Source organism: Roseivirga sp. UBA838, from assembly GCF_002296035.1.
GTDB classification, from domain to species: Bacteria; Bacteroidota; Bacteroidia; order Cytophagales; family Cyclobacteriaceae; genus Roseivirga; species Roseivirga thermotolerans.
Map to the genome: position 1 here is coordinate 223311 of NZ_DBHC01000042.1, position 24425 is coordinate 247735.

Here is a 24425-nt window from a genome sequence, read left to right on the forward strand (position 1 = left end):
TGTTGAAGCAAACGAAATTAGGATTAATTATTGCTCTTACAACCAATTTTAATACCACAGTGTCTAAAGGCGAGAAGAGGGGATCTTCTTGAAGGTTAATGATTCAGGATATAGAATTAATCAATAGGTGCATTAAAGGAGAAGTTAAGGCGCAACGCGAACTTTACGATCGCTATGCGGCCAGACTTATGCCTGTTGCTATGCGTTATGCCAAATCGCAGGCTGATGCTGAAGATATTCTTCAAGATGCCTTTATAAAGATCTTCAATAGTCTTGAATCGTTTAGGCACGAAGCACAGTTTTCTACCTGGCTAAGGCGTATAGTAGTGAACACCGCCATTAACCACAACCGCAAGAAGCTGTATCAACAGCCAATGCTCGATATAGACAAAACCCCGCTTCATGTAGAGAAAGAACTGGTGATTTCGCATTTACACTTTACTGAAATAATGGCCATGATGCAGAAGTTACCGGTAGGTTGTAGAACAGTATTCAACCTTTTTGCCATTGAAGGCTATGGGCACAAAGAGATAGCCGAAATGATGGAAATAACCGAAGGCACTTCCAAATCGCAGTATGCCAGAGCAAGAGCTCTGCTGAAAGTGATGATAGAAGAGGCCAATACAGTGATAAACTCAAATGTGTCGATGTAATGGGCAGTTTTGAAAACGATCTGAAGGATATGTTTGATGGGGTTGAATTTCAACCCTCAGAACAGGTGTGGGCCGGGGTAGAAAAGGCGCTTCAGCAAAAGAAAAAGAGAGGTATATTCTTCATGTGGCAGACCTATGGAGTTGCCGCAGCTATAGCCTTGTTTGCTATTGCCGGTTTTATATACAACCAGGGAGAGAGTCCCGTGGTCAATGCTGAAACGCCCAAGGAGCTGAGCCAAAAAGAAGATATATCTGCCAAGAACGAACCACAGGAAAATGATTTAAATAGTGGAGCAGGTACCGGTCTCGCAGCTGATTTAAAAACCAGCTTGCCCAAGGCGCAAGACACAGAAAATAGCGACAGTAGAGCAGAAGTAGCAGCTCGCAACAGAGAGAGGCTGGTTGCTGATTACTCCAATTTAACGGAAGTTGAAAGTGTACCTAAGGAAGAGCAGTTCTTTTTACCAGAAGTATTAATGGCTACTCCAAAGGCATACAGAGCTAGTTTGGCAACCACCAGAGCTTTGTGGATGAAAGACCTGGGTGTAAGCACCCGGCCGCTTTCTGAGCTTATTGCCGGTGTAGAAATAGAGCCGGAAAATTATGCAAGACAGCAGATACTCTCGGGCCATGTGGGTAACAATAGTTTAAATATTGAGTCGGAAAGTAGTCACCTGGCTGCTTTTAATATTGAAGATGCCAATGTTGCATCCCTTCGTTCCGATGTAATCAATAGCTCAGAGCGGGCTATAGGTGCCATAAGTGCAGGATTCGGCCTGTCTTATGATCTCAGTGAAAAGCTTGCCTTGGGTGCTCTGGTTAGGTATAGTCAGTTTAAAGTGAGTAGTACCTCCAATGCCTATTCCATAGAAAACGGGAAGTCTTTGCCCATTTACCTACCATTGGGTTACGACCCGGATAATGTAAACTTCACCGGTAACTACAACCTTACCAATACACTGCAGGGTATTTCTGTATTGCCAACGTTAAGCTACAAAGTGGTTCAGTGGAATGGCTTCGATGTTTCTTTGCTCGCAGGGGTAGGAGTGGACTACTTCTTCGACTATAAAGTGAAAGGTGACCTGAATTTTCTTTCGGTTCGTAAGGCAGACCTGAGCCGGGCCGATTTCATTAGTGAATGGAACCTGAGTGGCATGGCAGGACTTGGTTTAAATTATCGCATAAACGAGCAGTTTGGAGTGGGAGCCGATGTTCACTATCGATACTTTGTACCTGTAAGCCCACAAGACCGGCAAGCTTCGGTGTTTGGTTTTGGCCTTGGAATCAATTATTACCTCAACCGAAAACCCTAATCGGCTTCCTGAGCCTCTATTTCAAGGTAAAGCGATTCCCATTCTTGCTGCACTTTCTGCAGCGATGTTTTCAGCGCTTGGTGCTTATCCGTTTTTTCGGCTAGTACTTCCTGGTTTTCGAATACTTCCGGAAGAGCCATTTCTCCTTCAATGGCTTCTACCTGTTGTTCTAGTTGTTCTATTTGAGCTTCTTTGTCTGCCAGGTTTTGCTTTAGCTTCTTCAGTTGTTGTTCGTCTTCGTTGTTCCTTACCTTTTTATTTGAGGTTTTAGGCTTTTCTGTTTTGGCCGATGATTGAGTGGTTGGTGTGCTTTCGGCTTTAACTCTTTGAGACATCCAGTATTCGTACTCCTCGTAGGTGCCCGGATAAACCTTTATTTGCTCATCTTCTATATACCAGATTTTATTGGCTATCTGAGAAATAAAGTGGCGGTCGTGCGATACAATAACAAACGTACCTTCATATTGCTGTAGGGCTTGAATGAGAATGTTAACCGATAGGAAATCTAGGTGGTTGGTCGGCTCATCCATCATCAGAAAGTTGGCTTCAGAAAGCAGGGTTTTGGCCAGAGCCACCCGCGACTTTTCTCCACCAGAAAGTACTTTTATCTTTTTAAATACTTCTTCGTTCTGGAAAAGAAAACAACCTAGTATGCCTCTCAATTCTCTTTCAGACTTATTCGATCCGGCTTGTTGCAGTTCCTGTATGATCTCATTTTCAATGTTCAGAGATTCCAGCTGGTGTTGAGCATAAAAGGCAGTGTTTACATTATAGCCCTCTTGTCTTTGACCTTCAATTTTTTCTGTGCCGGCAATAATTCTCAGCAGGGTAGACTTTCCCTTACCATTGGCACCTATGAGCGCAATTTTATCTCCACGCTCTACCTGAGCTGTGGTGTTTTTGAGTATTTGCAAATCGCCATAACTCTTAGATATGTTGTTTAGCTCAACAATAAAGCGTCCCGATTTTTGCTTAAAGCCAAACTGAAAGTTCATGGTAATGTTTTCATCTACCACGTCTTCGATCAGGTCCATTCGTTCCAGTGCCTTTACCCGCGATTGTACCTGGCGGGCCTTTGAAGATTTAGCCCTAAAGCGCTCAATGAATCGTTCGGTTTGCCTTATTTGTGCTTGCTGATTTTCGTAGGCGTTTTTCTGTATCTCCTCGCGCTGCGCTTTTTCTTCCAGATAGAAGGAATAATTGCCGCTATACTGCGTGAGTTTAAAGCCGGAAACCTCTACGATAGAGGTCACCACATTGTCAAGAAAATACCTGTCGTGTGATACCACAATAATGGCTCCCTCATAGGTTCGGAGGTAGTTCTCAATCCACTGAATAGAGGGTAAGTCCAGGTGGTTGGTTGGTTCATCGAGCATTAGCAGCGATGGCTTTTGAAGCAGTAACTTTGCCAACATTACCCGCATGCGCCAGCCACCGGAAAATTCGCGTAAAGGTCTTTTTAAGTCTTCGGTTTTAAATCCAATGCCTTCTAAAATGGCCTCAGCTTCCGATTGCATAGAGTACCCTCCTAGAGCTTCAAACTGCTCCTGAGCTTTAGCAAGCTTTTCCACCAGCTGGTCTTCATAGTTCACCTCCATTTGATGAAGCAACTGGTCTATTCTACGCTGGAGTTTGTTTGCTTCCTCAAATGCCTCCATAGCAATACTCAGAATACTGTCGTCACTCTGGTACGACAACAGATCCTGATTGAGGAAACCAATGGTGCACTCTTTGCTCTTGGTAATTTCTCCGGCTGTGGGCTGGTAGTCGCCAATGATTAAGCGCAGTAAAGTAGATTTTCCCTTGCCATTCAACCCAATCAGGCCAATTCTGTCATTTGGTTTAATGTGTAGGTTGGCCGAATCGTATAAAGGACGGTCTCCTATGTAATAAGAAAGGTTGTTAATGGCAATCATGGCGCAAAATTAGCTTTCAGTAGAAGAAAACAAACAGCAGGGTAATAAAATACTCAAAGACCTGCCACGGCTCACTCAATATTTAAGCAACTCATAAAAACAATGATTTATGTATGAACACAGTTTTGTAAATTGTGAACCATGAAACGTACCTTTATTAACCCTAGTTCAAGTGCTTTGGCCACGTTTTGCTTATTGCTGCTACTAAGTTGCAATGGCCAGGCTCAAACCAAGACTGACAATGAATATGCCGAAAGGCTGAAGCGAATTAACCTGCCCGAAGGTTTTGAGATATCTTATTATGCCAAAAATATAGTAGACGCCCGCTCGTTGGCGCGCACCGAAGATGGACGGACCGTCTTTGTGAGCAACCGGAGAAGGAAGAATGTATATGCCCTAACCGATACCAATGGTGACATGGTGCCAGACAAGATAGATACCATAGTAACCGGCTGGAACTCGCCCAATGGAGTGGCATACAAAGACGGTGATTTATATGTGGCGGAAATTAACCGAATACATCGATTCCCTGATATTATAAATAACCTTAATCAGCCTAAGTCGGAGGTGATTTATGATGAATACCCTACCGATGGTCACCATGGCTGGAAATTCATTGCCTTTGGCCCTGATGGCAAGTTGTATGTGCCTGTAGGGGCTCCTTGCAATGTTTGCGACAAAGAAGATGAAAACCCTGTATATGCGACTATTACCCGGATGAACCCTGATGGTTCTGGTATGGAAATTTATGCCAGAGGAGTAAGAAACACCGTAGGTTTTACCTGGCATCCACAAACCGGAGAAATGTGGTTTACCGATAATGGTAGAGATATGCTCGGTGACGATATACCGGCCTGCGAACTAAACCATGCTCCGCAAGAAGGCATTCATTTTGGCTTTCCTTTTTGGCATCAGGGCGATATTCCCGATCCGGAGTTTGGTAAGAAGTTTCCGCGTAGTCAGTTCAAAGAACCGGCCTATAAGTTTGAACCTCATAGTGCTCCGCTTGGGCTCCGGTTTTATCAAGGAAATATGTTCCCTTCCCAATACAAGAACAATCTGATTGTCGCCCAGCACGGTTCGTGGAACAGGTCTCAGGAAGCCGGCCATATCGGATATCAATTGCGATTTGTACAAATCGAAAACGACAAAGTGGTAAAGAGCGAAATCTTTGCTGATGGCTGGCTTGACAAAGAAAAGAACCAGGGATGGGGCAAGCCGGTAGATGTGCTGGAAATGCCCGATGGCTCACTTTTGGTTTCAGACGACATTAATCATTGCATCTATAGAATCACCTACAAGCAATAGACCGGTTAAAGTAAAAGAATTGGAAAGGCCGTCTCGAAAGAATAATTAGTTTTGGGTCGGCCTTTTCTATTGCCCTTAAAATGCTCAAAATAACGCATCTTCATAAAAAATACCCTGGCGAAAGTTTAGGTGCTGTGGTAGATGTTTCGTTTGAAATGAGCGGACAAGAAGTGCTGGCTATTGTTGGTAGAAGTGGGTCCGGGAAAAGCACTTTGCTGCGTATGATTGCAGGGCTCGCTAAGCCCGATTCGGGCACTATTGTATTTCGTGGCGAACCGCTCAAAGATCCTGAAGAGCAGTTGATTGCCGGCCACGATAAAATTAAAATGGTTTTTCAGGATTTTCAGGTAAAGCCCAATATGACTGTTGCCGAAAATGTGCGCTACAAGCTGTTACATTTTACCGGGCAGTTTCAGCAAGAGCGAACCAATGAGTTGCTCGAAATGTGTGGGCTGGTGAGCCTGGCTTCTAAAATGCCTCATGAACTGAGTGGCGGACAACAACAAAGGCTCTCTTTGGCCAGGGCATTGGCCGATGATCCTGAACTGCTGGTAATGGATGAGCCTTTCAGCAATTTGGACCCCATCATTAAACAAGATCTCCTTTTGGAACTGACGGACATTGTGCGCAAAGAAGGTATAGGTCTTATATTGGTGAGTCACGATGTTCAGGATGCTTTGCTAATAGCCGATAGAATAGCCTATCTGGAAGACGGTAAGCTCTTACAAATGGACTCTCCTAAAGTTATTTATCGTCATCCTGCTACCTTAGCCATAGCACAGTTTTTTGGGAGGGTAAATAATGTTTCTGCCCTGATGAATAAGAAAAATACCTTTGTTCGGGCGGAAGATGTACATGTACATGTTGAAGGAGCTTCTCAGGCTTTGTCTATAACGGCAATGGTACAAAGCTGTCGTTTTTTGGGGTCAAGGTATTTGGTTACAGCTCAGAGTGGCGACACCAATCTATCACTGTATCATAGTCATACGTTAAAAACAGGCCAAAAAATAGCACTCCGTATAGACCAATCATGTGTACTACATTTTTCTTGATTTAAACGATATATGAAAGATTTTTAATATCTTGGCCTTATGTTCAGCAATGAACATCCTCGACTACCATCAACGTTGCGACTGACCTGTCGTTATTTTTGTATTCAACTATCAGACCTTAATATGAAACGATCATTATTGACCTTAATGATTTTCAGCCTTATCGGAATAGCGAGTCTTCAGGCACAAAACCTGAACAAAGTGTATGGAGCTATGGCTGAAGAAGACTGGGAGGTGGCTCTACAAGAGTTAGAACCCATATTAGCCAAGAAAAAGAAAAATTATGAAGCCATGTGGCTGGCTGGTATTTGTCATACCAAGCGCTATCGCATGGACAAGGCCTTTGAGCTCTTTAAAGAAGCCTTGCCATTGGCAGAAGAGCTCCCTTACTTTTGGATTCCTTATGCCGAGGCCTATCTGGTAGCCGAGCGAGTAGACGATGCAGAAAGAACTCTGCGCAGACTGAATGTAAATTCGTTGGAAGATGCTGATCAGGCTGATTGGTATGCACTTTTTAATAAAATTCAGAATGCCAGAAAGTATTTGTCCAACCCAAAAGACATTATCATTAAAAATCTGGGGCCTAATGTAAACACAGAGGGTAACGAATACTCTCAGGTGGTTACGGCCAATCAAATGGGAATTTACTTTACGGCCAGAAGAGACGGACTCGGTAAAATTGCCGATGATGGTGAAAACTACGAGATGGTGATGACTGCTGAAATGGACGACTTGGACAAGTGGAAGAAAGACCGCCCCTTAGATGGCTTCTCGGCCAGAGATGCCAATGAAGCACCGGTGCAGCTGACAAATGGCGACAGTACTTTGCTCACCTTTCTGGATGAAGACCTTTACATTTCGTACCGACAGGCCGATGGTACTTGGGGTAAGCGGCAGCCATTGCCCATCAACACCAATAAGTGGGACTCTCATGCCTTTCTGTATAACAACGGAAACTCAATGATTTATGCCTCGAGCTTTGGCAATGACGATGAAAACTCTGACCTATATATTGTGCATAAGAATGCCGATGGCTCATGGACCAAGCCTTATTTTATAGAAGAACTTAATACGCCTGAGCGTGAAGACGCTCCCTTTGTGGCCGAGGATGGAACCCTTTACTTTTCTTCCCAAGGACACGACTCCATGGGAGGGTATGATATTTTTTCCACTCGTTTAGATAGCGCCACGGGTAAGTTTTCTGAGCCCCAAAACATGGGAGCCCCAATTAACCTACCTAACGATGACACCTTCTTTACACTTTACGGTAAGAACGCATATCTGTCGTCCAGTCGCCCGGATGGCTACGGACAGGTAGATATTTACCGAATCATCATGTTCAACAAGTCACAACTTCAGGGCAAACTGCTCGACTGTGATAACGAAACGCCTGTAGCCTATGCGGAAATAAAGGTAACGACTGAAGATGGTGACGAGCTAACCACTACCACTGACGAATACGGAGTGTATAAAATGGTAATGCCTATTGAGCGAGACTTTACGCTTAGCGTTTCTAAAGACGATGAGGTACTCTACGAAAAGGAGCATGCTATTCGCGTGTTGTTTAGAGACGAATTTGATGTAGAGCAAGACTTTTATATTGGATGCGACAGGGTAGAGAAAGAGATTTATGTAAAAATGATCAACAGCTTTGACCTGGATCCAACCAACGTTCCTGTACCTCCGGTTTCTACCGAAGGAGTTCAGCCTGTGGTAGAAGAAGAGGAAGAGCCGATAGTTGAAGTGATAGCCGAAGACCCCGTTGTGCCAGACCCACCGGTAGTAGAAGAAAAAACCGAAGCATTGCCTCCGGCTGTTACGCCTGAGAACATTGAGCTACCAATGGTTTACTTCGACTTCGATAAACATAACATCAAGTCGGAATTCTTTAAACGACTGGATGAGGCGGCTGAGCTATTGGTACGAAGAAGAGACCTTAGAATAATGGTAGCCGGTCATACGGATGCCTATGGTACCAACCCATATAACGTAGCTCTTGGCCGAAGAAGGTACACAGAAGTATACAATTACCTTATCAATAAAGGAGTGAACCCGGAGCAGCTAGAGACCAAAACCTTTAGTGAAGATATTCCTGTGGCCTCTAACCGTACAGTACAGGGTAGGGCATTTAACAGAAGGGTAGAACTTTACTTTATTGATGAAGATGGAAATAGAGTAGACTACTAGTCTTTGCTTATATTGATTCATGGAGAGGCTGTCTGAAACGCTTGAATAGGCGGGAAAGACAGCCTCTCTTTTTATTTACTTAATACGCTTATAGAATATCCGCCAGTTGAGCGTCCAGGTTTTGCCTCCATCGGTGGTTCTTTCCCAGTCCCAGGTAAAGGAATCTTCAGTGAAATTGTAAAAGACCATCCTTGATTGCGTGGTTTGGCCATTAATGGTTTGGGAGGCGGTGCTGAAAATTTTGCGATCACCTTCCACAGAGCCTGTGAAAATCAGATTACCACCCTGATTGTCCATCCACGTCTGATGCCAGGTGGAAGTATTGGGGTTAAACACAGAAATGCTGGTACCCTGAAAGCCTGCCAATTGGCCTTTGGTGGCCGAAAAATTTTCGTGCAACACTTTGCCTCCGGATATTCTGTTGATCACGTTGGTGCCACTACCGGCCTGACCGTTGGCATCGGTCCAATGGAGTTCCCAGGTGCCTTCCCAAAAATCGAATGTAGAAGCATCTATATTTTGGGCTTCAGCCACAAAAGCAGACACAGCCAGGCTGAGAATGATGATGAGTTTTTTCATGCTTTTTTTAAGCCCATTATAGGGCCTTTGAGGGTTTTATTCGGCAAATCCGATCATATTTTCCCTGTTTTGTGCCTTGCCTATTCTTTCGCGATAAAGAGAGGGAGATATACCCTCATGTTTTTTAAAGGCATTGAGAAAGCTGGTTTTATTATTGAAGCCGCTTTCCAGGGCAATGGCCAGAAGCTTTTCATTTCGGTTTTGTAAATAGCAATCCTTAATCAATTGCTTGGCCTTGGCTATTCGCCAGGTATTAACATAGTCGTTGAAGTTTTGTTGCTTCATGGTGTTCACTGCTTCTGAGAGGTGGTGGGCACTTAAGTTTAAAGATTCGGCCAGGTCGGAGAGCTTCAGGTGGCCATCTAAGTAAGGAGAGTTGTTTTGCATGTGTTCATCAAGTCTTTTTATGAGCTGCTCGCGCATGGTAACTGAGAGTCCCGAGTGTTCATACTTTTCAATAGTTTGACGCTGTTCAGCAGGGAGTTGAATAAACTGATACCCTATGTAATAGACGCAAATGGCCATGCTGAGTGAAACGGCATAGTCATAGGCCGGTACAAGCCGGCCCGTCCATACCAATAGGTAATAGATAGAAAAGCTAATAGAGTATATCAGGAACAAGTAGCCATAAACACTGTTCTTCGGTTTGTAAGTTTGCAGTATTGCAATGCTGTAGCTCAGGTTCTGAAGAAGTTGCAAAGCAATAAGTGCCAATCCCATTATGGGCCATAATGATGAGCCAGCAAAGACCAAAAACAACAGACAGGCGAGAATAAAAGGTAAAAAGTGAAGCCATTGAGTTTTTTGTTTTAACTGACTTTGAGCCGATAAGTGCATCCATAACAACGGTCCTAACAATAAGGTCAGGTACTGAAGAAGCCCCAGCCATGTAGGTAGTTTCGGGGTAACTTTCAACCAAAACAGCAAGTAGTAGCCTAACAAGAGAGTGAAGCAAAGTACAAAGGCTCCTAACCAATGGTAACTATTGGACTTACGGCTTTTTACAACCAGTGCCAGTCCGAGCACGGTTCCCTGGCACAGGGTAGCGCTAAATAATACCAACCAAAGAGTGGGCATAGTATACATAACCTTAATTTATGACCTGGCAGTTGGAGCTAATGTCAGAAAGCTCATGGCATTGAGTCCGACCTTTGGCCAAGTTACCTGTTCAAGCCAATGTTTAAGGTAATTATAAATGAGCAATTATGCTCAGACCCTCACCAGAGGAAGGGTGGAGCAGCGTAGCAAACCGCTCAACTTTGAGGTTTCAAAGTATTTCACTTTATGGCATGTGATACCCCGGGCTTCGAGTTCAGCGATGAGCCTGGTAAAACCTTTCTCTATTAACACATCGTTTGGTCCAATGGAGAAAATATTAGGGAACATGAGGTTCTTCTCTTCCTGGTCGATGCGGATAAGGTTATCTGTGCCAAACAGGTCGTAGATTATTTCGGGTTTGTGTACAAAGCCCTCTTCATAAAAAATAGCATACTTTTCACCCACTGGCTGAAAAGCACAGTCCAGGTGCAGAATATTTACTTTGGGGTCGTCACTCACAACAAGCTCCAGTGCATGAAAGGTTTTGTTAGGAAACTGATCTTTCAGGTAGTCAAATCCTTTTCTGTTTGTGCGCTTACTAATGCCAACAAAGACATGGTTTCCGTGAACCAGAACATCGCCCCCTTCTATAGTGGCACCATCCGGTATCCGTACTATTTTTTCGGGGTTGAACTGGCTCATAATACGTTCAATGCCTTTGATTTCTCCCTGCCGAAGTGGTTCTTTCATATTGGCGATCACAAATCTGTCGTCAATCACAAAACCAATATCCCGGGTGAAAATTTGTTTCTTCTCTTTTAGATTGTCTGGCTGAAGCACTTCCACACCGGCTTTCTCCAGAGCCAGTTTTGCCTCATTTATTTCCTCCTCAATATCTTCCGGTTTGGGGTAAGTGCCTTGTTGCTTATGCATTTTGGCTACCGGATTAATCTCATAAGGCTCTCCCTGGTCGGTGCCAATGCCCAAAATAACGGTTTTTAGTTGGGCTGTTTCGCTGGTGATATTGAGTGGTATGTAATTCAATGTTGTCCTTTTTTGCTGCTAATTTACTCAAGTAGCCTCCTCAGACCAACCTTTAGGCCATTTAAACTGATTCGGCCGATGGCTTGTCAGTCTTTGGTTCTTTGGCTTGCTTAAGTACGCGAGAAGCTAATAGCCAGCAAATCAGAGCGAACAATGCACCCAGAGCAAAGGCCGCTCCGGGAAAGTAATAATCTGGTTTGGTAAAATAATAGAAGGTTTCGCCCATCATGGAAGGCCCAAAGATGGCTGCAAGACTCATCAGACTGGTGATTCCTCCCTGTAGTTCTCCCTGTTCGTTACGGGGTACTTGATTAGACATAAAGGCCTGAATGGTTGGCCCGGCCAAACCTCCCAATACGTAGACAATTAGAAAGCCATAGAGCATGGTAGTGGTTGTAGTGATAGCAAAGAGGGCCAATCCGGCACATGTAAAAAATAAACCCAGGTGCACGGTTTTCTTGTATCCCAATTTTAGAGTTAAGTTGCCTATGAGGCCAGCCTGAACAATGGCGACTAATACGCCCACCACACTCAGTGAAAAGCCTATGTCGCTGCTTTCCCAATCAAACAGTTCAGCTCCAAAATAAGACCAGGTAGATTGTACGGAGTGTGAGGCTATGTATAAGAAAAACAGAGCAAGAGCAAAACCAAAAACGATGCGGTTCTTTTTTAGCTGCCGGAGCGACCCCAAAGGGTTAGCCCGTTTCCAGTTAAAGGCTCTTCTTTCTTCTTTTGGCAGCGATTCGGGGAGTATAAAGAGGCCATAGAGAAAATTAATGAGTGTAAGACCGGCTGCCACAAAGAAGGGGGTACGTAGTCCATAGCTGCCGAGATACCCGCCTATGGCCGGGCCGATAATAAAACCCAAAGCAAAAGCAGCTCCCAGTAATCCGTAATTTCGAGCTCGCTTTTCGGGTGGACTGATATCGGCCATATAGGCATAAGCGGTAGTAAAACTTGCTCCACAAATGCCAGCTATAAATCGCCCCACAAAGAACAACAATATGGTAGGAGCCATGGCCAGGAACAAGTAGTCTATTCCAAGGCCGAATAAGGCAATTAGCAATACCGGTCTCCGGCCATACTTATCACTCAAACTGCCGAGAATGGGAGCACAAATGAATTGCATTAAGGCATATACAGTTACCAGCCGAGTACCCACCCTTGAAGCTTCACCATATGTCAGGTTGCCCAGTTCTTTAAACAAATCAGGGAAAATAGGGATAACCAACCCCAAGCCGATGATATCGATGAGAACAACTGCAAAAATGAATCCGAGAGCGGGTGTACGTTGTCTGGTCATAAAAAACGAAAGGGTGAATTTACAGCTTTGAATTCAATTAATGAGAAGGTGGGCTTTAGGAAGGAGAAAGTACTTTTCTAGTTACCAACCATTCCGTTATGGCTGCATGGTTTTGCCGGTGATTTTTCCAGATGGTTTCACACCACTTTCTAATGGCGGCATCTCTTTCTTTTCCTTCTTTTACCTTTAAAATTTCGCTCACAGAAAAGTTCACTTTCGATTTTGGCAGCATTAACTGTGGCCAATTGCTTTTGTCTTTGCTTAAAAATACGTGGACATTCTGCACTTCTTTACCTGTAAACCCATGCTCCAGATACAGGCACAAACCCAATAAACCGTAAACCAATTTTATGGTTTTGGTTGATTCATTGGTGTGTTGAACGGCAAAAGCATCTACTATATGCTGATGGATAAAATATGCCTGGTTGGGGTGCGTCAGGGTGTAAAACGAGAGTTCATGAAAAAGATCTTCTTCGTTGGGCATATCAGGCAAACTTAATATTGTTAAGAATAAGGCCTGAAGAGGGAGCTACCAGACTGAGGTGCTGATCAAAGCCCGGTTGCAAGGTTTTTCGATGAGCTTCCAGGTCTGTTTCGTGCGTACCCAAGCGTATCAGTTGCCCCATCATGTAGCGAATTTGATTGCGCATAAAGCCCTTGCCACATACTCTGAAGGCATAGGAAGGGGATGGAAAGAAGTTGGCGGTGAGAAAAGTGTTGTCTACTATTTCAGCGCTGTCAATAGTGCGTACAGTTTTAGTTTCACTTTTTGGCTTTTTAGTGTAGGCCTTAAACTCATGTTCTCCTTCATACATTTTAGCACCCTCAGCCATCAATTCCAGATCCAGTGCATCGGGGAAGGTATAGAGAAAAGGAGAGGAGAAGGGGTGTGCTTTTTGTCCGAAGGCAAACAGGTAGATATATTCCTTTTGCTTGGGGGTTTTAATGATGTTAAAGTGCCTGTCTGTTTCTTCTATAGCCAGCACTTTAATATCGGGTGGTAAGTGTTTGTTAAACAGCTCAAGAAAGGCAGATTCATCTTCGATAGGCTCGGTTAGAAATAATTCGAAGATTCCGTGGTTGGAAGAAACCATAGCATCGGTTCGGCTGGCTCCCAATGTTTTAAACCATCTGTTTTCCATAATGAACGTAAGGGTACGGTCTATCATGTAATGTATGGTTTTAACGTTGGGCTGTTTGGCCCATCCATGGAAGCGGTATCCGAGGTACTGAATATGCACCAGATAAAAGTAACTGGCTTTCATTGCTGTATAATTAACAAGGGTTCGGCAAAAGTACTGCTCTTTACAAAACCCCTAAAGAGTTTTTGGTAAAATGGGCAAGAGTGCCCCAGTACTTTAACCGAACCCCGGCCAATAAGCCAAATAAGGAGGCTATTTTAAAGGACGTACCCGTATGTTGCGATAGTGTACCTCATCGCCATGGTTCTGAAGGCTGAATGCTCCTTCTTTAAAAGCTGCATATGTAGCAGAATTAGCCCATTTTCCGGCCGCTTTTCTGGCTAGCCAGTCTTCCGATCCTTCTTCAAATTCCAGTACTTTTTCATCGTTGAGCCAATGCTCTACATGACCATTATTGTACACTATTTTTACCTTGTTCCATTCCATGTGAGGGTTAGGTTTTTTGGTTTCGGCAGGGGCATGCATGGCATAGTTCGATGCTACCATTTTATAGGGCTCAGTTTCTGAGCGCGAAAACTCATCGTCTAAAACCTGATACTCCGGTCCGGTTATAAAGTCGAAAGGTAAAGTATCGGCCTCAATCACATGATAGAAAATACCACTGTTGCCGCCTTTGGCAATTCTATATTCTAATTCGAATTCAAAGTTGCCCCAGGTAGAGGTGGTTACCAGCGATTCGCTGCTAAAGCCCACATTTTTTTCTCCTGCACCGGCATTGCAAACAATGGCACCGTCTACAATAGACCAGGCGGTTGCCATCGTGTCTTTGCCATAGGTTTTCCAACCGTCAAAATTTTCACCATTGAAAAGAGTAACCCACTCTGTTTCTTTTTCTGAGCTGGTGTTGGTTGTTTCTTCTGCTTGTTTGCTCCCGCAAGCCATTGTAGCCAGGGCAATCATGGAAAAACAAATAGTTTTAAAGTTCATAGTCTAAAGGTTTATGCCAAGTTAGCGAAACCTCCAATAACTACGCAAAGCCTTGTGGGCAGAATCGTCAAACGATTGCATAGAGAGAAGACGAGAATAATTAGGGCCTGGAGTCTCTCCAAACCACCCCCAGAAATTCTGCTTTCTCATTAAAATCGGGGCAAGTGTTTACACCGGCAAAGCCACCGCTTTCGCAAACCACCTGACAATCTTCATTATAGAAGGTGTACAGCCAGTCGGCATAGCCCGACCCCGGATTGAAAACATAGACCCGCTGACCGTTGTATAAATAGGCTTCTACTGATGCCCTCTCGGGGCTTCTTACATTGCTGTTGAGTGCCACAGTTTTGATTTGATCCTGAATGCAGGAAGGAAGATCTACCGGAATGCCCTTATTGTCGCAGCTCAAGGCTAACAAGAGCAAAAATGTACTTGCAATTAATTTTTTCATCTGTTTGACCTTATTTGAGAGTTTAGACACAAAGGGGAGTCAAACAGTTGTATTGGTCGTTTTTACCCGAGCCTAATCAACAAGTTTCTTCTTTTTCCATCGGCCCATTTTAAACCACGCCACCGTAAGTATACAGGGAATAACATAACTCACCGGAAAAGACCACCAAACCCCAAACTCCTGAAAACTCTCCATTTCTGAAGTAATCCATGCAAATGGAAACTGAATAATCCATATCCCAATAATGGCCAGAATCATGGATTCTACCGTGTTGCCCGAACCACGCAAAGTGCCCACTAAGGCCAGTTGGGCACCCATAAAGCCAAAGGCCAACGAGGTTATTTTTAAGAAATCTACCCCCATGCCAACCACCTCATCGGTAGAGTCGAGAAAAGCTCTTACCAGGGGTTCGGCCGAAAAGTAAAAGACTATGCCAATGATAGTGAGGGCACCAAAACCAATCCATGCGGCATAAGTGGCTCCCTTTTCAGCCCTGCCAACCTGTCTGGCACCCATGTTTTGGCCAACAAATGTAGAGGAGGCGTGGAGCAGGCCCAGACCAAATATGACCACAAAACTTATGAGCCGTGAGCCAACTCCATAGGCGGCCAGTACTTCAGTTCCAAACTTAGCGGCTATGCCTGTCATAATGGTAAGCCCCAGAGCTCGTGCCGAAATTTCTACAGAAGAAGGAGCTCCCAACCTGAAGGCCTTCTTTAACAGGGGCAAGTCGAACTGAAAATTCTTTAAGGAAAGCTGAAAATCAGTTCTACCCTTGAACAGAATATACACTCCGGTAAAGGCTGAGAGGCTTACCGTAACCAGTGTACTGACAGCTGCTCCGGTTACGCCAAAGGCCGGAACAGGCCCCCAGCCATAGATAAATAGCGGATCTAAAACAAAATTAATGGCAAGGGTGGCTGCGTTGATGTAGAGTGGTATTCTTACTTCGCCAATGCCCCGCATAAGTGATTGGAACATAATGAAACCGAAGTTGAAGACCAGTCCAATAAAAATGGTTCGTTGAAAGATGTTGGCGTCTTCGAAAATTACTTCTTCGACTCCGAGCCAATGAAGAATAGAAGGAGACAGAAAGTAAGCCACCGTGGATAGAACAAGGCTGATGATTACCACCATGGTGAGCGTTTGAGTAGCCACATGGTTGACCATGCCAAAATTTTTGGCCCCGGCATACTGAGCGACCAGAATGGTTCCGGCAAAGGCAAATCCTGAACTCAGTGAAATGAGCAGGAAATTTACCGGAAAACTGACAGAAACGGCAGCTACCGCATTGGCTCCCAGTTTACCCACCCAGAAAGCATCGACCAATTGATAGCCTGTTTGTAGCAGGTTTGCACCAATAATTGGGAGGGCAAGGGCAATGAGTCCTTTTAATATGGAACCTTGAGTAAGATCTAACCGGCCTCTTTTCATGAACGGACAAAACTATGTTAAACAGTGCAGATGGGAGAAAATAGTTTCAGTTTTTTCTAATTCTTCCATGAGAGGTTGCCACCGTTAGTATTCAATGAGTGCCTGCTCTTATGGTTTGTTCAGTTCATACTTTTTTATGGCCAATCTCCATTAAGCCAACTTCGTTTTAAAGTTGAATTCTTTATCTTGAAGGCTTGCTTTAAACTATTCATCAACTAACAACGCGCTATGCAAATAATAGAATCAGCAAAAACCTACGATGTGGCCATTGTAGGTTCCGGTGCTGGAGGCGGAATGGCCACCAAAATCCTGTCAGAAGCAGGTTTTGATGTGGCAGTGCTGGAAGCCGGACCCCATTTTGACCCTGCCAAAGATGAGGATCGTACTCAACTGCGATGGCCCTGGGAATCTCCCAGAAGAGGGGCCAGTTCAGACAGAAGATCGTTTGGCGATTTTGATGCGGCCTATGGTGGCTGGAACATCGAGGGAGAACCTTTCACCAACGGTCAGGGAACCGATTTTAGGTGGTTTAGATCCAGAATGTTGGGAGGAAGAACCAACCACTGGGGTCGGATTTCACTACGTTTTGGTCCACTGGACTTTAAGCGAAAAAGCATTGATGGTCTCGGTGATAATTGGCCCATTGGCTATGACGATGTAAAGCCTTATTATGATAAGGTAGATAAGCTGATTGGTGTATTTGGTTCCAGAGAGAATCTGCACAATGAGCCCGATGGCTTCTTCTTGCCACCACCCAAGCCCAGGCTGCACGAACTTTATTATGTAAAAGGAGCCAGAAAGGCCGGTATTCCCGTAATACCTTCAAGACTTTCCATTCTTACCAAACGAATAAATAATCAGAGAGGTAGCTGTTTCTATTGTGGGCAATGCAACCGGGCATGTTCGGCCTATGCCGATTTTTCTTCAGGTACCTGCCTTATTTTTCCGGCCCAGCGGAATGGCGGAAAGGTAGAGATACTTACCAATGCCATGGTAAGAGAGGTAACAACCAACAAAGAAGGTAAAGCCACAGGGGTAAACTACATCAACAAGCTCGATCGCAAAGAGTACCACCTGAAAGCCCGGGTAGTAGTAATGGCTGCTTCGGCTTGTTCTACGGCACGCATTTTACTCAACTCAAAAAGCAGTATTCACCAAAACGGACTTGGCAATAGTAGCGGGCTTGTAGGACACTACCTACACGACTCTACCGGAGCCAGCCGATCGGCTTTTCTTCCTCAACTCATGGATCGCAAGATTTACAATGAAGACGGAGTGGGAGGGATGCACGTATATACACCCTGGTGGCTCAACGATAAAAAACTAGACTTCCCAAGAGGCTATCATATAGAGGTATGGGGAGGCATGGGTATGCCCGGCTACGGTTTTGGCTTTAACCCCAACGACCTGAATAAGATTACTGGAGGTACTATTGGAGGCTATGGCGACTCACTTCGAGACGATGTGAAGCGCTACTATGGCGCAGTACTTGGTGTTTCCGGAAGAGGTGAAAGTGTGCCGCAACGCGATAACTATTGTGAAATTGACAACAATGTGGTAGATGAATGGGGAATACCCGTACTCAAGTTCCACTATAAATGGACAGAGCACGAAGTGAAACAGGCCAAGCATATGCAAGATACATTTGAGCAAGTACTTGAAGCAGCGGGCGGAATACTTTTGGGTTCAAAACCCGGAGCTGACCGACATTATGGACTTACCAAGCCCGGTGAAATTATTCACGAAGTAGGAACCACCCGAATGGGTGATGATAAAAGAGAGTCGGTAACTAACAAATACAACCAATTGCACGATTGTGAGAATGTATTTGTGATGGATGCCGGGCCGTTTGTATCGCAAGCCGATAAAAACCCAACCTGGACCATTTTGGCCCTGGCCTGGAGGGCTTCCGACTATCTGGTAGAACAAGTAAAACAAAGAAACATTTAAACCATGGACAGACGAGATTCATTAAAATCATTATTGGTGGGTTCTGTAGCCGGAGGCCTGTTGGTAACCGGTTGCGCTCCTGGCGAAAAACCTGAAGAGACGGCTAAAACCCCTGAATTGCCTGGTTATGGTAGAAATGAGAAAGAAAAGGAACACGACCGTAAGGTATTGGCCGAAGTATTTCTCAATGAACACGAGTTGGAAATAGTTGCGGTACTTTGCGATATTATTCTCCCTGCCAATGCCAACTTTGGCTCGGCCAGCGATGCCGGAGTGGTAGAGTTTATAGAGTTTATAGTGAAAGATATGCCGCACCACCAACTACCTATCCGTGGTGGCATTGCCTGGCTCGATTCTTATTCCAATAAGCTCTATAATGCAGAGTTTAAAAAGCTCACTGAAGAACAGCAAAAAAGCATTTGTGACCAAATTGCTTACCCGGGCAAAACGGCCCCCGAGCTATTGCCTGGCGAAAGATTCTTTACGCGAATGAGAAACCTTACGCTAACAGGTTACTTTACCTCTGAGATGGGAATTAAAGACCTGGGCTACAAAGGCAATACACCCGGAGTATGGGATGGCGTTCCGGCCGATGTCTTGGCCGAACACGATGTAGATTATGAACCGGAATGGTTGGCCAAATGCGTAGACCAAAGCAAGAGAACTGCCATAGCCGAATGGGACGATGAGGGTAATCTCATTACCTAAGCGGCTGAACTGGTAGGCTTGTACTACAAATAAAGAGCTGTTTCAATACTCAGTAACTTCTTTACCTGTAAGGATTATGCATTCTAAGCATGGCCTTCAATAAGTATGCTGATGGTTGGAACAGCTTTTTTATTCCCAATGTACTACCTGCTTTAATGATACTCTTTACTTACCTTCAGGTTCGAAAGAACTAATTCCCAGACTTCTCAGTTTTTAGTCCATGAAAGATCAAGAGCTAGTTGACAGACTCTGCGCATTTAACATACTCTCCGATATTCCCCGCCAACAAATTGAGTGGATTGTAGAGCGGGGTAAGCTCACCGCCTTTAAGGCCGGAGATCAGATTTTTAAACGTGGCGATTCAGTAGACCGGCTGTTTATTATGGTCGATGGAGCGGTTTCGCTTAAAATGGCGGTAAATGGCCAATATAGAGAGATGGCCAGAATTTCAACCGGAGAAATTTCTGGTGCATTGCCTTACAGCAGAGTGCAATCAGCTACAGGCAATGCCTTTGCTCTGGTCGATTCAAAAGTATTTTACCTTTCTAAAACCTTCTTCAAAGACCTCATTTGCGAGTGCCACGAGCTCACTGAGCTATTGGTGCATTTAATGACAGACAGGGTTAGGGATTTTTCAAGGTTTCAACATCAGAGCGAAAAGCTAATGGCTCTAGGCAAACTTTCGGCTGGTCTAGCTCATGAGCTTAACAATCCGGCAGCAGCCATTGTGCGTTCGGCCGAATCGCTGCAAAAGCATTTGGGCACTGTGCCCGATAAGCTTAAACGGGTTATCTCTATGGAGGTGACCAATCGCCAAATAGACTTTGTCAATGAATTAGTTTTTGGAAAGCTCGCCCGGGGAATCGATAAAGCTGAGCCAATGCTTTCGCGCGCTAAACGCGAAGATGACTTGACCGACTGGTTGGAGGCTAATGGTTATGGCGACTGCTATATGCTCGCAGAAACATTGGCCGATTATGGTTTTTTGGATCAGGATCTGGACCGGGTGAAAGAAGAAATCGGAGAAAAGGAGTTTCCGTCTGTTTTGGTATGGATAGACAATGTGCTTACTACCGAAAAGATGGTAGGAGAAATAAAAGATGCCTCCAACAGAATTTCCACTTTGGTCAACTCCGTGAAAAACTACTCACACATGGATCGGTCGTCCGATTTTGAGCCCACCGATGTACACGAAGGCCTGCGCGTAACGCTCACTATTCTAAACCATAAGATCAAGAAGAACCGGGTGGAAGTAATAGAACATTGGGCCGAAGAGTTGCCTAAACTAGCGGCCTCACCGGGAGAGCTCAATCAGGTTTGGACCAACGTAATAGACAATGCGCTAGACGCTATGGAAGAAAATGGCGGTACGCTTAGGCTTTCGACAGAGGTAGTAGGCGAATTTATAGTCGTTAAAATCTCAGATACCGGAAAAGGTATTCCTAAAGAAATTCAAGACCGAATTTTTGAACCATTCTTTACTACCAAAGACGTAGGTAAAGGAACAGGGCTGGGGCTTGAAACTGTGCAACAAATTATGGACAAGCACAATGGTCGAATAAAACTTGAATCTAAGCCCGGCCTCACTACTTTTGAATTTTGTATACCCATTCATCATCAATAGGTCAAATGCCCAAACAACCCATTATTTTTACAATAGACGATGACGAACAAGTACTGGCAGCTATTCGAAGAGACATACGAAAGCAATACCGGGCCGACTACAGAATACTCAGTACTACCTCTGCTAAAGAAGCTTTAGAGGCCTTGCGCGAACTCAAGCAAAAGGGAGAAGACGTAGCTTTATTTCTTTCTGATCAGCGGATGCCCGAAATGAGTGGAGTAGATTTTTTGGAGCAAGCCAAAAAGCTCTATCCATCGGCCAAAAGAGTGCTGCTAACAGCCTACTCCGATATTGAGGCAGCTATAAAGGCCATTAATGATGTTCAGCTCGATTACTACCTAAACAAGCCCTGGGATCCTCCGGAAGAAAAACTATACCCGACTCTGAACGATTTGCTCGATGAATGGCAGATAAACCATATTCCGGTGTTTAAAGGAATACGTGTGGTGGGTTATCAGTATTCGCCCAAATCGCATGCGGTAAAAGACTTTCTGGGCGGAAACCTTATTCCCTTTCAGTGGCTTGATGTGCTTAATGAGCCGGAAGCGAAGGAGTTAATGGAGCTGGCGTCTATAAGCGACCAACAACTACCTGTCGTGTTTTTTGAAGACGGTAGTTGCCTCGTCAACCCCTCTGCTGTAGAACTAGGTGAAAAAATAGGGCTTAGGTCTAGGGCTGCAGAAAAAATGTACGATGTAACCATTGTAGGTGCAGGTCCGGCTGGTATGGCCGCAGCGGTATATGGTGGTTCAGAAGGATTAAAAACCCTGCTTATTGAAAAGCATGCCCCTGGCGGACAGGCAGGTACCAGTTCCCGAATAGAAAATTACCTTGGTTTTCCGAAAGGGCTTTCCGGTGCCGACTTAACACAGCGAGCCATTACGCAGGCCAGGCGCTTTGGGATTGAATTTCTTTCACCACAAAGTGTGGTGGGGGTAGAAACGCAAGATCAATACAAGAAAGTGATTCTGGAGAATGGAGAGCAGATTCATACCAAAGCCGTGATTATTACAACAGGCGTTCAATACCGAAAGCTTAATGCAACGGGCATAGACAACTACACCGGAGCCGGTATTTATTATGGAGCCGCAACCACCGAAGCACACGCCTGCCGCAACAAGGATGTGTATATAGTGGGCGGGGGCAACTCGGCCGGGCAGGCCGCCATGTATCTCTCCAATTTTGCCAGCCACGTGTATATTGTCATTCGCAAGCCCGATCTTTCCAGCAGCATGAGTCAATACCTTATCGATCAGATAGGGCAAACAGAAAATATCAGTCTTTTGCCGAGATCGGTGGTAGAGGCAGCTCATGGAAAGACGCATTTGGAGTGTGTCACTCTCAAAAACCTGGAAACACAAGTTACCCGGCAAAAGCCGGCCGGTGCATTGCTCATTTTTATTGGTGCCAGACCTTATACCAGTTGGACGGGCGAACACATATTTAAAAACGAAAGAGGGTTTATTCTTACAGGACGCGATGCCCAAAAGGAAGATGAGTTCAAAAAAGTATGGAAGAAAAAGCGAGAACCCTTTTTGCTGGAAACTAGTACTCCCGGAGTTTTTGCCGCTGGCGATGTGAGGGCAGGAGCCATGAACCGCGTGGCTTCCGCAGTGGGAGAAGGGGCAATGGCCATCAAGTTTGTGCATGAGTATTTAGCAGAAATATGATCAAGCTATAAGCTGAATATTAATCGTGTGGCATCAGGTCATCAGCGGGTGAGTAGTGTGCTCAATGCCAAACATTTATTAACTTTGAACAACATTAACATTACCCAGAAGGGGTATGTATACATATGGGTGAGTAATGAGAGTAATCAGAACCACAATACCTACTTTGACGACCTGAAGGTAACCCATACCAAAGGGCCTGTATTGCAGGAAGATCATTATTATCCCTTTGGGATGAATATACAGGCATTGTCTTCCAATGCTCCATTGAGTAAGCCTAATCAGTTTAAGTATAATGGGAAGGAGCTTAATGAAGAGTTTGATTTAGGTCTTTATGACTATGGATGGAGAATGTATGATCCAGTTTTAGGTAGATGGAATGGGATAGACAGAAAAGCAGAAGATTATTATTCACTAAGTCCTTATAATTATGTATCCAATAATCCTGTAATTTTTATTGATCCAAATGGCGAATTTATTGGGACTTTAATAGGTGGTGTAGTTGGAGGAATAGTTGGAGGGGTTAAAGCTGCAATTAAAGGAGAAAGTATTGCCAGAGGGGCAGTTGAAGGAGCTATTACAGGGGCAATAACTGGAGCAGCAATTGATTTAACTGTTGCAACTGGTGGAACTGCAGGAGCAGTAATACTTGCAGGAGCAGCAGGTGGTGGACTTGGTGGGGCTTTAGGAGATTTGGCTGGTCAAGTTACTGAGAATTTAATGGCTGGTCAGGGTTTAGAGAAAGCAGTAACTAATGTTAATTTTGATAACACCTTGGATAAAGCCGCTGATGGAGCAATGGCTGGTGCAATAGGTGGTGCTGCTGGGGTTGTTGTTGCTAAAGTAGGTCAGGCCGCTGTGCAATCAACATCAGCAACGCAAAAGATCATGTCTGCTAATATCACTGAAACAGCAGAAACATTATCTAAAATGGGAGCCAATACAAGCACTATTCAAACTGCAACATCTAAAATAACGGGCGGAATGGGAGCTGCAGGAAGAAGTACATCCAACGCTGTTGCTGGTTTTGAAGCTGCTACAGGAGCTGTCACGTCAGTAGCTACATATAACATATCTGCACCAGTGCAGATAAAGAAAGAAGAAAGATCTGGTGGTTACCAAATAGAACATAAGATTAAAGCTCCATCAGGAATACTGAAATAATGAAATACTTAATCAAGTATGTTTCAATTGCAGGAATTATTTTTTCAATTGGAATAATATTTTACTCTTTGTATCAGCACCTTATGTTTAATGCTTACACTCAATATTTTATATATGAGTGTGTTGAAGTGAGTGACATCAATGTAATTGAGTTAGAGAATGATAACTTGAAAGTTCAGTATACTTTTAAAAATAAGGGAATTGAATATTCAAATCAATATATAATTTATAAAGATATTTACTTCGATAACAGTCCAAAAATGGCTTGTTTTAATCTCTCCAATCCTGAGTTTAACTATCTAGATGGTATTGGTATTAATAGGAGGATAAATAATGTTCAATTAGTTGTTGCACTATTTATTTTATTGATGGCTTTGTTACTTCGTTCTATTCCAAATGATAAAGTGGAGAGATATGAGAAAAAGCTGGGGAGGTAATGCTATCAATTATCTGTTAAAAACATAAAGCCCTCTTCGGAGGGTTTTTTTATAAAGTAATGATACAGAGTGATAAGCACTAGGCTGTGAAAGGTAGAATTCTCATTATCCAACCAGCAATTTTGCCAATAATATCAATTGCTTTGCCCTTTATTTTGTCCTTTCTCTCTTTCTCCTTGTGAACTAATTCTTTCTCTTTTAGAGGTGGTGGTGGCGCTGCAATTGAAGATCAAGGCCCCAAATTTCCTACTGGGACATTGGGTTCTGGGGGGGTAAAACAGAGAAGAATATGATAGACTATAAATCGCTTATCGCAAAAGCAAAGCAGCCAGTGGGGATATTCTACATACTGCTTTTTGGGGTTGCGCTCTACTTTTTAGGAAAAGAAGCTGGCATAAATGGGGCTATCCGTTTTATAGCAACAATTGCCTCTATTTGCGTCCTCACAAATGGCTGTTAAAAGAC

Annotated in this window: 22 protein-coding genes; 12 read left to right on the plus strand and 10 right to left on the minus strand. The window is 44.1% G+C overall.

The window, feature by feature from the left end:
- Positions 1-98 precede the first annotated feature (98 nt).
- Both B3O12_RS16065 and B3O12_RS16070 read left to right on the plus strand, forming a co-directional pair.
- Positions 99-653 (plus strand): RNA polymerase sigma factor, encoded by a 555-nt coding sequence (locus B3O12_RS16065; protein ID WP_189631134.1) that lies wholly within the window; start codon positions 99-101, stop codon positions 651-653.
- Positions 653-1966, plus strand: coding sequence for a hypothetical protein (locus B3O12_RS16070; protein ID WP_286757050.1), 1314 nt, complete (start codon positions 653-655; stop codon positions 1964-1966). The genes B3O12_RS16065 and B3O12_RS16070 overlap by 1 nt, the downstream gene beginning before the upstream one ends.
- Here the strand turns inward: B3O12_RS16070 and B3O12_RS16075 are convergent.
- Positions 1963-3882 carry an ABC-F family ATP-binding cassette domain-containing protein gene (locus B3O12_RS16075; RefSeq protein ID WP_189631136.1) on the minus strand — a complete coding sequence of 640 codons (1920 nt, stop codon included), beginning with the start codon at positions 3880-3882 and terminating at the stop codon, positions 1963-1965. The two genes, B3O12_RS16070 and B3O12_RS16075, sit on opposite strands and share 4 nt — an antisense overlap.
- A 141-nt stretch (positions 3883-4023) precedes the next feature.
- Between B3O12_RS16075 and B3O12_RS16080 the strand changes: the two genes are divergently transcribed.
- The 3 genes from B3O12_RS16080 (at position 4024) to B3O12_RS16090 (ending at position 8429) form a co-directional block, all read left to right on the plus strand.
- Positions 4024-5190, plus strand: coding sequence for a PQQ-dependent sugar dehydrogenase (locus B3O12_RS16080; RefSeq protein ID WP_286757052.1), 1167 nt, complete (start codon positions 4024-4026; stop codon positions 5188-5190).
- 80 nt (positions 5191-5270) lie between these two features.
- Positions 5271-6242 carry an ABC transporter ATP-binding protein gene (locus B3O12_RS16085; protein ID WP_286757053.1) on the plus strand — a complete coding sequence of 324 codons (972 nt, stop codon included), beginning with the start codon at positions 5271-5273 and terminating at the stop codon, positions 6240-6242.
- 123 nt (positions 6243-6365) lie between these two features.
- Positions 6366-8429 (plus strand): OmpA family protein, encoded by a 2064-nt coding sequence (locus B3O12_RS16090; protein WP_189631139.1) that lies wholly within the window; start codon positions 6366-6368, stop codon positions 8427-8429.
- 75 nt (positions 8430-8504) lie between these two features.
- Here B3O12_RS16090 and B3O12_RS16095 read toward each other — a convergent pair whose 3' ends face one another.
- The 9 genes from B3O12_RS16095 to B3O12_RS16135 form a co-directional block, all read right to left on the minus strand.
- Positions 8505-9008 (minus strand): hypothetical protein, encoded by a 504-nt coding sequence (locus tag B3O12_RS16095; RefSeq protein WP_286757054.1) that lies wholly within the window; start codon positions 9006-9008, stop codon positions 8505-8507.
- 36 nt (positions 9009-9044) lie between these two features.
- Positions 9045-10085 (minus strand): helix-turn-helix domain-containing protein, encoded by a 1041-nt coding sequence (locus B3O12_RS16100; protein ID WP_286757055.1) that lies wholly within the window; start codon positions 10083-10085, stop codon positions 9045-9047.
- A gap of 132 nt (positions 10086-10217) precedes the next feature.
- On the minus strand, positions 10218-11090 hold the full coding sequence (locus B3O12_RS16105) for a dimethylarginine dimethylaminohydrolase family protein (protein ID WP_286757056.1): 873 nt from the start codon (positions 11088-11090) through the stop codon (positions 10218-10220).
- A 61-nt stretch (positions 11091-11151) separates the two neighbouring features.
- Positions 11152-12393 carry a TCR/Tet family MFS transporter gene (locus tag B3O12_RS16110; protein ID WP_286757057.1) on the minus strand — a complete coding sequence of 414 codons (1242 nt, stop codon included), beginning with the start codon at positions 12391-12393 and terminating at the stop codon, positions 11152-11154.
- A gap of 55 nt (positions 12394-12448) precedes the next feature.
- On the minus strand, positions 12449-12877 hold the full coding sequence (locus B3O12_RS16115; protein WP_286757058.1) for a DUF5946 family protein: 429 nt from the start codon (positions 12875-12877) through the stop codon (positions 12449-12451).
- A 1-nt stretch (position 12878) separates the two neighbouring features.
- Positions 12879-13658, minus strand: a complete 780-nt coding sequence (locus B3O12_RS16120) for a tRNA pseudouridine(38-40) synthase TruA (protein WP_189631145.1) — start codon at positions 13656-13658, stop codon at positions 12879-12881.
- 129 nt (positions 13659-13787) lie between these two features.
- Positions 13788-14522, minus strand: a complete 735-nt coding sequence (locus B3O12_RS16125) for a 3-keto-disaccharide hydrolase (protein ID WP_286757060.1) — start codon at positions 14520-14522, stop codon at positions 13788-13790.
- 100 nt (positions 14523-14622) lie between these two features.
- A complete protein-coding gene (locus B3O12_RS16130) occupies positions 14623-14973 on the minus strand; it encodes a DUF6970 domain-containing protein (RefSeq protein WP_286757061.1) in 351 nt (116 codons plus the stop codon).
- 72 nt (positions 14974-15045) lie between these two features.
- Complete coding sequence (locus tag B3O12_RS16135; RefSeq protein WP_286757062.1) at positions 15046-16407, minus strand: MATE family efflux transporter; 1362 nt, start codon at positions 16405-16407, stop codon at positions 15046-15048.
- A 228-nt stretch (positions 16408-16635) separates the two neighbouring features.
- Here B3O12_RS16135 and B3O12_RS16140 point away from each other — a divergent pair, with 228 nt between their 5' ends.
- From B3O12_RS16140 to B3O12_RS16170, 7 genes are all read left to right on the plus strand, one after another.
- A complete protein-coding gene (locus tag B3O12_RS16140; protein WP_286757063.1) occupies positions 16636-18357 on the plus strand; it encodes a GMC family oxidoreductase in 1722 nt (573 codons plus the stop codon).
- Between the two features lie 3 nt (positions 18358-18360).
- Positions 18361-19065, plus strand: a complete 705-nt coding sequence (locus B3O12_RS16145) for a gluconate 2-dehydrogenase subunit 3 family protein (protein ID WP_286757065.1) — start codon at positions 18361-18363, stop codon at positions 19063-19065.
- 220 nt (positions 19066-19285) lie between these two features.
- Positions 19286-20689, plus strand: coding sequence for an ATP-binding protein (locus tag B3O12_RS16150; RefSeq protein ID WP_189631151.1), 1404 nt, complete (start codon positions 19286-19288; stop codon positions 20687-20689).
- 5 nt (positions 20690-20694) lie between these two features.
- On the plus strand, positions 20695-22359 hold the full coding sequence (locus tag B3O12_RS16155; protein ID WP_286757066.1) for an FAD-dependent oxidoreductase: 1665 nt from the start codon (positions 20695-20697) through the stop codon (positions 22357-22359).
- An 84-nt stretch (positions 22360-22443) separates the two neighbouring features.
- A complete protein-coding gene (locus tag B3O12_RS16160; protein WP_286757067.1) occupies positions 22444-23523 on the plus strand; it encodes an RHS repeat-associated core domain-containing protein in 1080 nt (359 codons plus the stop codon).
- Complete coding sequence (locus B3O12_RS16165; RefSeq protein ID WP_286757068.1) at positions 23523-23960, plus strand: hypothetical protein; 438 nt, start codon at positions 23523-23525, stop codon at positions 23958-23960. Before B3O12_RS16160 ends, B3O12_RS16165 begins: the two co-directional genes overlap by 1 nt.
- A 289-nt stretch (positions 23961-24249) precedes the next feature.
- Complete coding sequence (locus tag B3O12_RS16170) at positions 24250-24420, plus strand: hypothetical protein (protein ID WP_189631171.1); 171 nt, start codon at positions 24250-24252, stop codon at positions 24418-24420.
- Positions 24421-24425: the final 5 nt, after the last annotated feature.